Annotated in this window: 13 protein-coding genes and 1 pseudogene; 10 read left to right on the top strand and 4 right to left on the bottom strand. The window is 55.4% G+C overall.

All coding sequences use genetic code 11. The features are described from left to right. Nucleotides 1-33 precede the first annotated feature (33 nt). From WCX49_RS11570 to WCX49_RS11560, 3 genes are all read left to right on the top strand, one after another. A complete protein-coding gene (locus tag WCX49_RS11570; protein ID WP_345985236.1) occupies nucleotides 34-168 on the top strand; it encodes a hypothetical protein in 135 nt (44 codons plus the stop codon). Nucleotides 169-441: 273 nt separating this feature from the next. Continuing rightward, nucleotides 442-2,079 (top strand): asparagine synthase-related protein, encoded by a 1,638-nt coding sequence (locus WCX49_RS11565; protein ID WP_345985235.1) that lies wholly within the window; start codon nucleotides 442-444, stop codon nucleotides 2,077-2,079. A gap of 43 nt (nucleotides 2,080-2,122) precedes the next feature. Further along, nucleotides 2,123-3,487: a phosphomannomutase/phosphoglucomutase gene (locus WCX49_RS11560; RefSeq protein ID WP_345985234.1), complete on the top strand. Its 1,365-nt coding sequence runs from the start codon at nucleotides 2,123-2,125 to the stop codon at nucleotides 3,485-3,487. A gap of 33 nt (nucleotides 3,488-3,520) precedes the next feature. Here WCX49_RS11560 and WCX49_RS11555 read toward each other — a convergent pair. Together WCX49_RS11555 and WCX49_RS11550 are read right to left on the bottom strand one after the other, a co-directional pair. Further along, a pseudogene (locus WCX49_RS11555) lies at nucleotides 3,521-3,855 on the bottom strand (four helix bundle protein). Nucleotides 3,856-3,925: 70 nt separating this feature from the next. Beyond that, on the bottom strand, nucleotides 3,926-4,360 hold the full coding sequence (locus WCX49_RS11550; RefSeq protein ID WP_345985233.1) for a hypothetical protein: 435 nt from the start codon (nucleotides 4,358-4,360) through the stop codon (nucleotides 3,926-3,928). A 211-nt stretch (nucleotides 4,361-4,571) separates the two neighbouring features. On the opposite strand from WCX49_RS11550, the gene WCX49_RS11545 reads away from it, so the two are divergent. Further along, on the top strand, nucleotides 4,572-4,778 hold the full coding sequence (locus tag WCX49_RS11545) for a helix-hairpin-helix domain-containing protein (RefSeq protein WP_345986811.1): 207 nt from the start codon (nucleotides 4,572-4,574) through the stop codon (nucleotides 4,776-4,778). 389 nt (nucleotides 4,779-5,167) lie between these two features. On the opposite strand, the gene WCX49_RS11540 is transcribed toward WCX49_RS11545, so the two are convergent. Further along, on the bottom strand, nucleotides 5,168-5,311 hold the full coding sequence (locus WCX49_RS11540) for a hypothetical protein (RefSeq protein WP_345985232.1): 144 nt from the start codon (nucleotides 5,309-5,311) through the stop codon (nucleotides 5,168-5,170). A gap of 128 nt (nucleotides 5,312-5,439) precedes the next feature. On the opposite strand from WCX49_RS11540, the gene aguB reads away from it, so the two are divergent. From aguB to nfo, 6 genes are all read left to right on the top strand, one after another. Then, a complete protein-coding gene (aguB, locus tag WCX49_RS11535; protein ID WP_345985231.1) occupies nucleotides 5,440-6,288 on the top strand; it encodes an N-carbamoylputrescine amidase in 849 nt (282 codons plus the stop codon). A 343-nt stretch (nucleotides 6,289-6,631) separates the two neighbouring features. Next, entirely contained in the window at nucleotides 6,632-7,522 is an 891-nt protein-coding gene (locus tag WCX49_RS11530) for a DUF234 domain-containing protein (RefSeq protein ID WP_345985230.1), read from the top strand. Between the two features lie 83 nt (nucleotides 7,523-7,605). Then, nucleotides 7,606-8,622 carry an aldo/keto reductase gene (locus tag WCX49_RS11525; RefSeq protein WP_345985229.1) on the top strand — a complete coding sequence of 339 codons (1,017 nt, stop codon included), beginning with the start codon at nucleotides 7,606-7,608 and terminating at the stop codon, nucleotides 8,620-8,622. A 30-nt stretch (nucleotides 8,623-8,652) separates the two neighbouring features. Beyond that, complete coding sequence (locus WCX49_RS11520) at nucleotides 8,653-9,216, top strand: NlpC/P60 family protein (protein ID WP_345985228.1); 564 nt, start codon at nucleotides 8,653-8,655, stop codon at nucleotides 9,214-9,216. A 2-nt stretch (nucleotides 9,217-9,218) separates the two neighbouring features. Continuing rightward, a complete protein-coding gene (locus WCX49_RS11515; protein ID WP_345985227.1) occupies nucleotides 9,219-9,692 on the top strand; it encodes a hypothetical protein in 474 nt (157 codons plus the stop codon). A 452-nt stretch (nucleotides 9,693-10,144) separates the two neighbouring features. Further along, on the top strand, nucleotides 10,145-10,996 hold the full coding sequence (gene nfo / locus WCX49_RS11510) for a deoxyribonuclease IV (protein ID WP_345985226.1): 852 nt from the start codon (nucleotides 10,145-10,147) through the stop codon (nucleotides 10,994-10,996). Between the two features lie 630 nt (nucleotides 10,997-11,626). Here the strand turns inward: nfo and WCX49_RS11505 are convergent. Next, the gene (locus WCX49_RS11505) at nucleotides 11,627-13,753 is read right to left on the bottom strand and encodes a hypothetical protein (protein ID WP_345985225.1); all 2,127 of its coding nucleotides are present in this window, start codon (nucleotides 13,751-13,753) and stop codon (nucleotides 11,627-11,629) included. Nucleotides 13,754-13,758 lie beyond the last annotated feature (5 nt).

The raw sequence follows: 13,758 nt of genomic DNA, 5'->3' as shown, positions 1-13,758 counted from the left end.
CGATTTTGTCCGATTTTGCTAAAAAGGCGAAGCATGAGCGTTTTCAGAGAGTACGACATCAGGGTATCATGCCGGGGGGAGCTGAACGAGACGACGGTGACGAAGATTGGGTTTGCATTCTCCGATATACCGTGGGGCCATGAAGACGATGACGGGGTTTGTGCTTAAGTAGGCTGGGCTCACGCTAAAGAGTTGTTAAAGTTTCTTTGGGCTAGCATCACTGTTACTTATACCTACTTAAAGGCCATGCATGAAAAAGAAGCAACCAAAGAATGTTGAAAGCGCTATAGATACGGCGAAGGAAGATTGTCACTCTTCCAGAAAACCTTACAATAAACCTGAACTTGTGGAGATGGGATCGATGGTCGATACTACGAAAGGTTCGATTGGCTTGGGCTCCGATCTGATTTTGTTACAGTCTTAAAAAGCAAAAATAGGACAGTGGAATTAGTATTTCTGGCGAAAGGATCGCGGTTCGATAATCGTGACGAACTGTGCCGTGATCTTTCCCTTGAAATTTCACAGACAAGTGATGAAACACTACTTGTAAAAGCAAAGGCACTCTGGGGGACTTCATGTCTTGAACGCATGACAGGTGATTTTGCTTTTGTTCTTTATGATAAATCAGAAGAGCGTTTTTTTTGTGCCCGGGATTCTTTGGGGATTAAGCCTCTTTACTACACATTGCAAGATAATCATTACCATTTTTCGGGTGATTTGGAACTGCTTTTTGAAAAATCGGGCATGAAAAAAAATCCCAACAACAGGGCAATCAGGTCATTGTTGGAACATGGCGTAATTGATTACATGGACACAATGTATGAAGGTGTTTTCCGTTTGCCGCCCGGCTGCTGGATGGTGATTGAAAAAAACGACAAGAGAATAACTCGATATTGGCATCCTGAGACGATAGCGATCAACTATGGGATCACACAGTACGAGGCAGTTGAACGCTTTCGAGAACTTTTTGAACAAGCGATCCATTCCCGTATTGATGACTATGAGACGACGGCTTTTGAGCTTAGCGGAGGACTAGACTCATCTGCTATTGTCTCTTCTCTGTGCTTTAGAAAAAAAAGACAGCCTCTTAATATCTATTCTATGCGATTTGGCGATCTCTCTTGTGATGAGGGAGAATACATAGACTCAATGGCATCGAAGTACGACATTCTTCCTAAATTCCTTCACATTGATCAAACTGATTATTCCAAAGATTATGATATGGCGTTTAGTTATAAGGTTAACCCCCATTGGCCCTTATTGGTTACTTTCACGCTGATGTTCCCGGCTGTTCATCAGATGAAATGTGATGGTATCGCGACGATCATTACGGGGCAGGGGGGTGACCATGTTATGGCAGGAAGTCCATATACGTTGACGCAATTGTTTAAGCAGATGCGCTTTTTGAGGCTTGCGTACGAGCTACGGCATATAGAGAATCGAAAGGCTGTAGTGAAAAGGTACCTTCTGGCTCCATTCATTAATAAAAGGACAAAGTACTACATAAAAAAGTTGTTAGGTAGTGATGTGGAAACACCCCGACAAAAGAAGCGCTCTTTTAGAAGTATTGTAGAGAAGCATCCACATCTTCCAAACGCATTTGCTTTGGATTTGGAGCGTGTATCGGGGCCAGTACAGGCAATGATGATGGATGCGGCTGCATTCCACGTGATTGAAAAATATTTTGGCGTAGAGTATCGTCACCCGTTTTTTGATGTCAAACTGGTGGAGTTTATGCTTTCTTTACCGCCGGAATTCAAATTTGGGCGAGGGCGTACGAAAAACCTGCTGCGATTGGCTATGAAGGGCATTCTCCCCGACAAGATACGCACACGCCAGGATAAAGCGGAGTTTTCCAGTGTATTGCAGCAGCAGATCGACGCCATCGACCTGCCGCCGCTCCTAGATGATCCACTGATTGTCCGTACGGGGTGGATTGACAAAGAGAAGATCGATGTGCTGTACGGAAAGTATAGTAATCGTCGGATTTCGCCCGCCGAAACCGTCACTTTCTGGCGCTACATCAATGTCGAGTACTGGTACCGGCGCACTTTCGCGCCGGATAAGTTCAGTGCTTAACGGTGTGTTCGCTAAAATGGCGCAAACGAAAAAAAGGCTATAAATGAGCATTTTCAGGGAGTACGATATCCGGGGCATTGTACCGGGGGAACTGAACGAGGAGACGGTGACGAAGATCGGGTTCGCGCTGGCCGGGAAGATCGACGGTGAGTACGTGGCCGTAGGCTATGATGCGCGGATGCATTCGCCGGAACTGTTCGGTTACCTGGCTGCAGGGCTCAATGCCGGGGGGAAGACGGTGCTTGCCATGGATCTCGTGCCGACACCGGTGAACTACTTTGCCAATTATCAAAGCTTTGAGGGGAAAACACCGTCTGCTTCCGTCATGATCACGGGCTCGCACAATCCCAGCGAATACAATGGCTTCAAGATCACTGTCGCCAAGGCCCCCTTTTTCGGGGAACAGATCTACGCCCTGGGCGATGAGGTCGCCGCGATGGGGCTGCCGCCAAAGGCGGAAACGCGGATCATCGAGGTCGATGTGAAAGCGCGCTATATCGACTACATGGTCGAGCAGTTTTCCCACCTCAAGGGGATGAAAGAGAAGATCGTCTATGACTGCGGCAACGGGGCGGCCGGCGTCGTCGTGCCGGAGATATTTTCCCGCCTGGAGCTGGATGCCAGAGGCCTCTATGTCGATCCTGACGGTACTTTCCCCAACCACCACCCGGACCCTTCCGTCGAGAAGAACCTGGCCGACGTCAAGGCGGCCCTGGCAGCGGAAGGCGATATCGCCTTCGCCTACGACGGTGACGCCGACCGCATCGCCGTACTGACGAAGAAGTACAATATCAAGGGCGACCAGATGGCGCTGCTCTTTTCCATGGGGATGGAGAACCCCACCGTTATCGGGGAGGTGAAGTGCTCGCAGGTGATGTACGACACCCTCAAAGCGCGGGGTGCTACCCCGGTAATGTACAAGACCGGCCACTCCAACCTCAAGGTGAAGATCAAAGAGCTCAATGCCGACCTGGCCTGCGAAGTGAGCGGGCATGTCTTTTTTAACGACCGCTACTTCGGTTATGACGACGCCATCTACGGCACCCTGCGGATGCTGGAACTGGTGCACGAAGGCATCGACCTCGACGCGGAACTGGACAAGCTGCCGCCGGTCTTTTCCACCGAGGAGATCAAGGTCGAGACGACCGAGCAGGAGAAGTTTCCGCTGATGGCGAAACTGGGGGAGATGCTGCAAAACCCGCCGGCGGACTTTCCGGCAATAAGCGAGATCATCACGGTCGACGGTGTCCGGGTCATCTTTGAAAACGGCTGGGGATTAGTGCGCGCGTCGAACACAACCCCGGTTCTCGTCACCCGGTTCGAGTCGCCGGACCTTGAAGATGCGAAGCGGTACGAAAAGGCGCTCAATGACCTGATCGCGGAGGCGAAAAAGGCGTTGAACGAGTAGTGTTACGTGCTATGTGCTACGTGCTACGATTTTTTATGGTTTTTTGAAGGTTGGAGAGCATGGATAGGATGTGGTCCGACTTTTCGAGCCATTGGCGGGCTTCATATTTGTCAAGATAGAGCCTACATCCATGCCGATAGAAACTTGCGTAGCGAATTCGGCTGCAGAACCTTTGGCAATTTCGAGAAAACGCAACTGCTCTTTGACGGATTCTTTTTCCATCCCCTCCGCGATATTACTGGGAATGGAGAGCCCGCGCGTGTAAGCTGGTCCTTAAATCCGTAATCTTTGCAAGGACGCAGTGCCTTGTAAACATCCGCGGAAAGTCGAGTGCTTTGTTTCCAAACATCAAGTTTTTCACATTTCATTGTTTTCTCCAATCATCGTAACACGTAGTACGTAGCACGTAGCACGTAGCACGGCGACAGCGCAACCGCGCTACGACCGCTCCGCGAGCAGCGCGTAGATATCCGCGATATGCCCTTTGAGACGGTAAATGCCGTTGATGTCTCCTGTCTGCAGGACATTGTTGAGGAGTGTGAGCATCTCCTGCAACTTTGCTTCGACCGTACCGGTCGGCGGGGGAGTGGCTGCCTTTTCCGGCACCGTCTGCTGTTCAGGTGACTCTGCCTTCAGCCGCTGCAGTTCCGCTTCGAACTCCTCTTTGATCCGCTCGATGTCGTAACGGTAGTAGGGCTCCCCGGTACGGCCCGTGTAGGCTTTGGCGATCCCGTGGACGACAGCCTGTTCATAAGGGAACCCTTTTTGCTCCGGATGTTCCGGATCACGGATCTTCAGCAGGTAAAGGATCTTGCCGACGCTCTTGGCGTCAACACCGTAGGTTCTGCCGATCTGGGTCATTGTCTGATACATAAGCCCGCTCCTAATATCAAGATGTTTCAAAATGCACAATACCTATAAAAAACATAAAATAATTGTAATATTGCATATTGAAATATATATAGTTAAAATATATTTAAAACTATTTTAGTACGATTACGGAAGGGTACCTGGAATTTTTGAGTAAAAAGGAGTTCTAATGGGATTCGTGAAAAGAACGGCAGCCGTGTTGGCTGCCTTGGTGATGAGTATGCCGCTGCTTGCCGGTGTCAACCTCAATACGGCGACGGCTGAAGAGCTGGAAAGTCTCAAAGGTATCGGCCCGTCGACGGCGGCGAAGATCATCGAATACCGGAACGAACACAGGTTCAACAGCATCGAGGACATTATGAATGTCAAAGGCGTCGGCGAAAAAACGTTTTTGCAGATCAAGGACGAACTCGAGGTCTGACCCTCCCTTTGCCGGGATCAGCCCGGCAGATGGCTTACAGGCAATTGTGAAAACCCTGTGCGGTGTGCGAGGGCATGGCCGGCGGAACCGTTCTCCCCACCGGCCCTTGCCAGCCAACCTCCGCACCGTGCAGGGTTTTCAGAGCGGCCCCTTTTCCTGCACAGCCACCTACAACCACAGACCATTCACCCCAATCACTAATCACTTTCCTTGTCATGACCGGCGGCTTCGGCATGCCGAAGCTCCTTCTTTCCTGTTAGCTTCGGTCACCAGAAGCGCATTCAATCAAATCAAGCATTGGCCCTGAGCGCTCCTTGTAAGCCGCCCTGGAGGCCTAAAGCCGGGAGGGGCGAGCGATTCGTGAAGGGCCGCTTTTTGCGTTACTTTTTCTAAAAAAGTGGCAAAGAAATACATTTCTCTATCTTTTCTTTTTCATAAGAAAAGAAACAAAAGAAAATCGTCGTTGCGCGAATCGCTCGCTGCTCCCGGCTTTGGGCCTCCGCAGCGGCTTTCAAGGCACGCTTAACGACCATCTGCCTATTGATCAATGCGCTTCGGCGTGCCGAAGCTCTGTTCAGGAATCATGAATCACGAAGCATTTTCACGATACGGCCATGCCCGAAATCGGTATAATTCGGTTCAGTTTGATAGGGAGAGAACCATGGTCAAGGTTGCCGCAGTACAGATGCGAATGGGTGAGGATCAAGAGGTTAACAGAAGCCGGGCGGAAGCGCTGGTACGCGCTGCGGCGGCAGAAGGGGCGCAGATCGTACTGCTGCCGGAACTTTTCGAAGGGCTCTATTTCTGCAAGGATATGGACGCCAAGTATTTCGATTGGGCGCGTGCGCGCGACGGCCATCCGATGATTGAGCGTTTCTCGGCGCTCGCCAAGGAGCTCGGCGTCGTACTGCCGCTGAGTTATTTCGAACGCGACGGCGAGCGCTATTTTAACTCCCTGGTGATGATCGACGCGGACGGGTCGGTGCTGGAGAACTACCGTAAGACCCACATCCCTTCCGGTCCGGGCTATGAAGAGAAGTTCTACTTTGTGCCGGGGGATACCGGGTTCAAAGTGTGGCAGACGCGTTTCGGCAAGCTCGGCGTCGGCATCTGCTGGGACCAGTGGTTCCCGGAGACGGCGCGCTCGCTCGCACTGATGGGTGCCGAACTGATCTTCTACCCTACTGCGATCGGCAGTGAACCGGAAATAAACGTCGATTCCAAAGCGCACTGGCAGCGGGTCCAGCAGGGGCACAGTGCCGCCAATACCGTCCCGGTCATCGCGGCCAACCGCATCGGCGAGGAGGCGGGGGAGAGCTGTACACTCACCTTTTACGGCTCTTCGTTCGCGACGGACTATACCGGCAGGAAGATCGCCGAAGCCGACAGGGAGAGCGAAGGCGTCATTTATGCCGAATACGACCTTGACGAGATTGCCAGACAGCGCGACTACTGGGCGCTCTTCGCCGACCGCCGCCCGGAGATGTATGGGCGGATCTGCGGGGAGTAGTATTGAGCGCGTAGCAAGTAGCGCGCAAGCCTGCTTCGTGAGTTGATTGGATGCGCTTCGACGTGTCGAGGCTCTTTGCTTTTCAGTTAGCTTCAGTTCCTGAAGCGCATAAAATCGATAGACGAAAGGTCGTTAAGCGTGCCGTGAAAGCCGCCCCGAAGGCACAAAGCCGAGAAGGGCGAGCGATTCGCGCAACGACGATTTTCTTTTGGTTCTTTTCTTATGAAAAAGAAAAGAATGAACTCCTGTATATCTCCTAGGCACTGATTTTTTATGAATGACCGATCATGGCACACTGTATGCGTATGTGCTATAATCCCCCCATGCTGACCGAGGTCCCGAATTGCTGCTGAACCAACTGCGCCGTTTCTACAATGAGACGTTTCCCGAATCGATGGAGATTCTCATTGCGTACTTTGCCGTATTCGGCGAGAGCGGCATCGAGATCGACACGACCGTACCGCTTCCCGAACTGATCGAAACGAAGATCCTGGACCACTACGGCGAACACTACAACCGCATTCATACCGGATTTCTCGAGGACAAGCAGGTCATCGCACTGCTGCAGGCCGTGGCCAAGGGGGACCGCCGCATCCACTCCGCCTGCCGCCGGGCACACATCAGCGAAGCGAAGGGGGGCGAGATCGTCGACCACCTGCGTACCATCGGCATCCTCGACCTGGAGGCGTCCCGCGAAGCGCCCCCGAAAAAGGAGTACCCGAAACAGAAGCTCAAGCGCGAGGTCGCCCGCCACCGTATCTCGCACAAGCTGCGCTTCCGATCGCCCTTTCTGCGCTTCTGGTTCCGGTTCGTCTCCCCGCAGCATCGGCGCATCGAGAAGGGTGATTATGAAAGCGTCCTGTCGCGTTTTGAGGAGCAGGACACGGCGTTTACAGGACTGGTTTTCGAAGAGATTTCGCAGCTCTACCTGCGGCGGCAGCTGGGCGACGACCCCTACCTGCGCTGCGGCAGCTACTGGGACCGGGTGATCGAGCTCGACATTTTGGCCCGTGCCCCCGGCGGCGGGTTCATCGTCGGCGAGTGTAAATGGACCAATACCAACGTCAACAAAGGCGAACTGCAGAAACTGCAGGAGAAGTGCGCCCTTGTCGGGCTCGAGCCGGAGCAGATCTGGCTCTTTGCGAAGCGGGGCTTTTCCAACGAACTCGAGGCGATGCGCAGCGATACGCTGGTGCTTGTCTGCGCGGAAGAGATGAAAGTGATGCTGGAATAGCGCTAAGCGTTAAGCATTAATAACCAAGTAAGAGATAAGGATGGCGTGTCATTCTTCGCTTAACGCATTTAGGAGGAAAAAAGATGCAATACCGCTATATCGGCCGAAGCGGCCTGCGGGTCAGCCCCATCTGTCTGGGGACGATGACCTTCCCCGGGCAGTGCGACGAGAAGAGCGCCTTCGCCATCATGGACAAGGCGTATGCGGCGGGGGTGAACTTCTATGATACCGCCGAGCTCTACCCGGTCCCGCCGCGCAGCGACCTGGCGGGGCAGACCGAGGAGATCGTCGGCCGCTGGCTCAAAACCAAACCGCGGGAGAGCATCATTCTGGCCACCAAAGTCGCCGGGGCGGCCTCGGGCTGGTTCGTGCCCCCCGTGCGCCACGGGCTGACGGCCATGGACCGCTTTCATATCGAACGGGCGGTCGAAGGCTCGTTGAAGCGGCTGGGGACGGACTATATCGACCTCTACCAGATGCACTGGCCCGATACCGTCGTGCCCGTCGAGGAGACGATGGAGGCTTTCGACCGCCTGGTACAGAGCGGCAAGGTGCGCTACATCGGTACCTCCAACGACACGGCCTACGGGACGGCGAAGGCCCTGGCCGCCAGCCACTACAGGGGGCTGGCGCGGTTCGAGTCGATCCAAAACAACTTCTCCCTGCTCAACCGCCGTTTCATGGATGAGCTCTCCACCCTCTGCGAGCGTGAGCAGATCTCCCTGCTGCCGTACTCGCCGCTGGGCGGCGGGGTCCTCAGCGGCAAATACAACCAGGCCAAGATAGACGAAGGGCGTTTTGCGGATTATTTCAAATCTCCCAACGCCCGCCAGCGCCTAATGGCTGCACGCTTTGTCAACGACAAGACCCTGGCTTCTACGCAGCGCTACCTCAAGATCGCCGCCGACGCGGGGCTGGACCCGGTAACGATGGCGGCGGCCTGGAGCAAGCAGCACGACTTTGTCGCCTCGACGATCATCGGGGCGACCCGTCCCGAGCAGCTCGACGCGTCGCTCGCGGCCATGGAGCTGACCCTCTCTTCAGAGGTGATGGCGGCCTGCGACGCGGTGCATGCCGATATCCTCTACCCGATGGGCTGACAGGGCGGTGCAAGGATGAGGCGTGGCACAGTGCGGCAACTGGGAGGGCTGGGCATCGCAATACTGCTGCTCGCCGGCTGTTCCACACGCTATGCCGACCGCAGGCCGCTCCCGGCTCCGGTTCTCCACGTCGCCGACAGGACCTTTGCGGCCTTACCGCCGACAGAAGAGGTATGGCTGCTGCAGGGGGGGGAGACAACCTCGCAACCGCAACCTCTGGCAGAGGATCCGATCCTCTCCAAGCTCTACCCGTTCCAGGAGCAGTGGCACCATACCCCCTACCGCTACGGGGGCACCGGGCCCCGGGGGATGGACTGTTCCGCGTTCGTGCAGCGCGCCTACCGGGACCTTTTCGGCATCGCACTGCCCCGGACAACCCGGCAGCAGGCTAACTGCGGCAGTGCCGTGGACAGGCAGGAGCTGCAGGCCGGGGACCTCGTCTTTTTCCGTACGAGCGGGCGGGACCGCCATGTCGGTATCTATCTTGAGTCGGGGAAGTTCATGCATGTTTCCACCAGGTACGGGGTGATGATCTCGAGCATGGATAAACCCTACTGGAAACGGCACTACTGGACGACGAGAAGGATCAGATGAGCATGACAACGTTGCGGTCGTGGCTTTTCGCCGCGCTTGTGGCCGTCCTCTTCGGCGGCTGCACCATGAAAAAACCCCCGGAGACGGAGGCCTACGTCGTCGTGTTCAAAACGCCGCAGTGGCGCTTTGCCGACACGGGCTATATCCGCAAGGGCGACGGCGTGGCGGAGCTGGAAGTCTTCGAGGCGGGCCAGCGCATCCTGCGGCTTCAGGTTGAAACCCTGGTCTGTACGGAGGGCGAGGGGTGTCTTTCCAAGTCGGCTTTCAATGCCAAATACCTCAGCGCCGACTACCCCGACGACCTCTTCTATCACCTGCTGCGCGGCGAGGCGATCATGGAGCGCAAGAATCTTGTGCATACCGACGCGGGCTTTGAACAGAACATCGGGGGGATCGTCTACAGGGTCACGCCGGAGCAGATCTATTTCAAAGATTTCGAGCACGGGATCCTGATCAAGTTCAAACGGTTGCAGTAAACCAACAGTGCTGTGAGCTTCGGTTCCCGAAGCGCATAAAATCGATAGGCGACCTGTCGTTAAGCGTGCCTTGAAAGCCGTCCTGAAGGCATAAAGCCGAGAAGGGCGTGCGATTCGCGCAACGACGATTTTCTTTTGTTTCTTTTCTTTGTAAAAAGAAAAGATAGAGAAGAATGTTCATGCCACTTTTTTAGAAAAAGTAGCGCAAAAAGCGGCCTTTCGCGAATCGCTCATCCCTCCCGGCTTTATGCCTCCGGGATGGCTTATAAGGATCGCGCTCAAGGCCCAAGGGTCTATTTTATTGATGCGCTTCGGTTCCCGAAGCGTGCCGTTTCTTAATTAGTTATTGAGATATCACCAATGGCACTTAGCCCCTGATACTACCTGCACCCCTTTCGTCTGGTTTAACGCGTGATTGGTTATGCTTCTGCCCAAAAACAGGAATTTTTATCATGAGCAATAAATTTGTCGGTGCACATACGTCGGCCTCGGGCGGGGTTTACAACGCTATTACGAATGCCGAGGCGATCGGGGCGCAGGCCTTCGCTCTCTTTACCAAGAATCAGCGCCAATGGAACGCGAAAGCGCTGGATACGGAGACGATTGACACTTTCAAGCGCCTGCTCGACGAGAGCGGGATCGCGCCCAAGCACGTGCTGCCGCACGACTCATACCTGATCAACCTGGGCCACCCTGAAGAGGAGAAGCGCCAGAAATCCTTCGACGCCTTCGTCGATGAAGTCGAGCGCTGTATGCAGCTGGGGCTTGACCGGCTCAATTTCCACCCGGGTTCGCACCTCAAGCAGATCAGCGAAGAGGCGTGCCTGGACCGGATCGCCGAGAGTATGAACCGGACACTCGACGTGACCAGCGGTGTGACGCTCGTGCTGGAGAATACGGCGGGACAGGGGAGCAATCTCGGCTGGAAGTTCGAGCACCTCGCCCACATCATCGACAAGGTCGAGGACAAGTCCCGCGTCGGCGTCTGCATCGACACCTGCCACATGTTCACGGCGGGCTACGACATCCGCACCAAGGAGGCCTATGACGTCTCCATGGCGGAGTTCGAGAACATCGTCGGCTTCAAATACCTGCGCGGGATGCACCTCAACGACTCCAAGCCGGATCTCGGCAGCCATGTCGACCGCCACGACAGTATCGGCAAAGGCAAGATCGGGCTTGAGGCGTTCCGCTGCATTATGAACGACCCGCGCATGGACGATATTCCGCTCATCCTCGAGACGATCGACGAGACGATCTGGGCGGAGGAGATCAAGCTGCTTTATTCCCTGGAAGAGCGCTGACGTCAATCGTCAGTGTCATTCTCCCTATACCTCCTTTGCCACTTTTTTAGAAAAAGTAGCGCAAATCGCGAATCGCTCATTATGCCTCCGGGATGGCTTATAAGGATCACGCCCAAGGCCCAAGGGTCTATTTTATTGATGCGCTTCGACGTGTCGAAGCTCTCTTCCTTTTACTAGCTTCGATTTATCGAAGCGCATGAATCAATAGGCACCCTGTCGTTAAGCGTGCCGTGAAAGCCGCTGCGGAGGCAAAGAGCCGGGAGCAGCGAGCGATTCGCGCAACGACGATTTTCTTTTAGTTCTTTTCTTGGTAAAAAGAAAAGAATGAACAGGATGTTTTATTGCCATTCTATTTGTTTGAAGAAGCATGAGGTTTTGTTCCCTTTCTTCTTTGTTCGCACAAAGAAGAAACCGAACCCGAAAGAAGAAAGTGCGAAAGGCTGCCGCTTGCGGGAGCTTCCATTCATCACAAATCCGCCTGACACGCTAAATACCGTTTCGGACTTGACAGAAGAAGCGGAACCCGACATCCTTCACTTAGCACTTAGCACTTAGCACTTAGCACTTAGCACTTAGCACTTAGCACTTAGCACTTAGCACTTAGCACTTAGCACGGCCAGGCGGCCGCTGCTACTTGATGATCGCAGGGTTGTTGACCTGGATCGCCGTACCGTTGCTGTAGATGAAAGAGATCAGCTCGGTGTGGTACTCGAAAAAGGCGTCGAGGCTGTACTGCGGGTCAAGCGGGGAGCGGTGCTCGCCTTCGGTGACCCGGGTGACGGTCCTGCTCGTATCGGGCAGGTAGATGTTGCCCGGAAGCAGGGCGCTGGTGTTGAGATCTTTCGCCTGCGTAAAGGCGATGAAAGGGCTGCCGCCGGCCAGCGGGTAACCCGCTACGACGGCCGGGATATGCTGGTCGCCGCTCCCCTCGGTGCCGTCGCCGATCGCCTGCATTTCGAGGATAGGGAAGGTGTTGGCTGCACCGATGCCTGCCGCGTAGTTCGCCGGGTCCGCATCGTCGATCATGGTCTGCGTCGCGAGCATAAAGGCCGCGTATTCTTCCGTACCCGGCATGATGCCGTAGACGGCCAGGCCTGCATTGATCTCCGGTGCAAAGACGGGCGAGTTGATCAGGAAGGGGATCATCTGCTGACCGGGCATCATCATGACGGCGCTTTGCAGCGCATCGGTCTGGTTGAGGTAGCCGATGGAGGCGATGTTACCCAGGGAGTGGGAGAGGAAACTGATGCGCGAACCGTCGAGGTTCGAGAGCGTCGCATTCAGCTCAAAAACGACGGCAGATGCGATGCTGTTCGTCAGTTCGATGAGGTCTGAAGTCGTCTGCTGCAGATTGTCCCTTGTGGTTGTGACGTTGGCGAGGTTCATGAAGTGGATCCCCGTCGAGTCGATCACGCCGTCGGGGGCATAACCTGTAACGGTGCCGTAGGGGTTCTCCGTGACCAGGTCCACGTTGAAGGTGCGCTCCAGCGCTCCCATGTAAAAGGGGTTGAGCGTCGTATTGGACTCCGTGACACCGTGCAGGGGAAGGTCGATGGCGACACCGACGTAGCAGGCCGAGGCCAGCGTTTCACCGTAGACAAAGAGGTCGGTACGCACGCGGGTGATGCCGTGCTGGTAGATCACGACCGGCCAGCCGGCTGCGGGTTTCGTACATCCCGACGCCGCACTCGGAACCGTCGCGACGACCGGTACGGTGACGTTGGCTTCGATAATCGGCGTAAACGGTGCGCTGTAGCTGAACTCACCTGCCAGGATAGGCAGGGGGTTCATCGGCGATCCCTGCGGCATATATTGCGGGAGGTTGGAGAGGGTCCCGGCATAGATCTCGGCGCTGCCCGACATCAGGCTGGTATCCATCCCCAGTTGTGCGAAAAGGGCTTTGGTCGTGACATTGACATCCTGGATCGCCAGGGCGGCGTTGGTGTCGTTTTGCGCATACAGGGCGATGCTGTTTTGCACGGCACCGATCATCTGGGTACGGAAGGTCCAGACCTGCACCGTTTTGGTCGGGTCCTTGCCGGTCATGGCCAGGGCGTAGAGCATGGCCTGGTTGCCCTGGCGGATCGCTTCGAGCGCGGCGGCCGTCGCTTCGTCCAGGGCGCCGCCGGCCTCGACCGGGTTCGGTGAGAGGGTCAGGGCCGTCGCATAGTCCGGGGCGAGGATGCGGCCCTCGCTGTCGTTAAGGTCATTGGTGAGGACGGCCATGTAGTTCGTCAGCGGCTCCAGCGGTTTCATCGGCACGATGGCGACCTTGCTGCCGCTCTGGGCGACGGCAAAATCGACACCGTACTGAAGGGTCGCGTTGATGTCGGTCACATAGCCGCTGGCATTGACGTCGACCTTGTAGAGCTGCACGCCGACGGGCAGGGAGGTGGCGTCGAGCGTTACCCCGTCGCTGATCGGCGCGGTAATCGGCATGGTCGTCGAGAAGCCCGTCAGGGTATTGAGCTGGCGCTTGACGTTGGCGTCGGCGTCCGTGGGCTCGTAGGGGATGTTGAGCGTCTGGCCGAAGTCGTAATCGTTCGTCGAACTGCTGTTGGGGGCGAACAGGATGTTGTTGGGATAGGGGATCGTTCCCGTCGTCGGGTCGAACAGGGTATAGCCGGCGATGAGATCGTCAACCGTGTTGCCGTTCAGGCTGTCCTGCAGGTCCGTGCTTTTGTCGCCGTTACAGCCGCCGAACGTCAGTGCCAGTACCGCGGCGGCCGCGGTGAGGGTAAGGTGATGATAGCGCATGGTGG

This window comes from Sulfurimonas sp. HSL-1656, from assembly GCF_039645585.1.
Taxonomy (GTDB): Bacteria; Campylobacterota; Campylobacteria; order Campylobacterales; family Sulfurimonadaceae; genus Thiomicrolovo; species Thiomicrolovo subterrani.
Note: the sequence above shows the minus strand (reverse complement) of the source record. Positions and strands in the feature narration are given on the sequence as shown.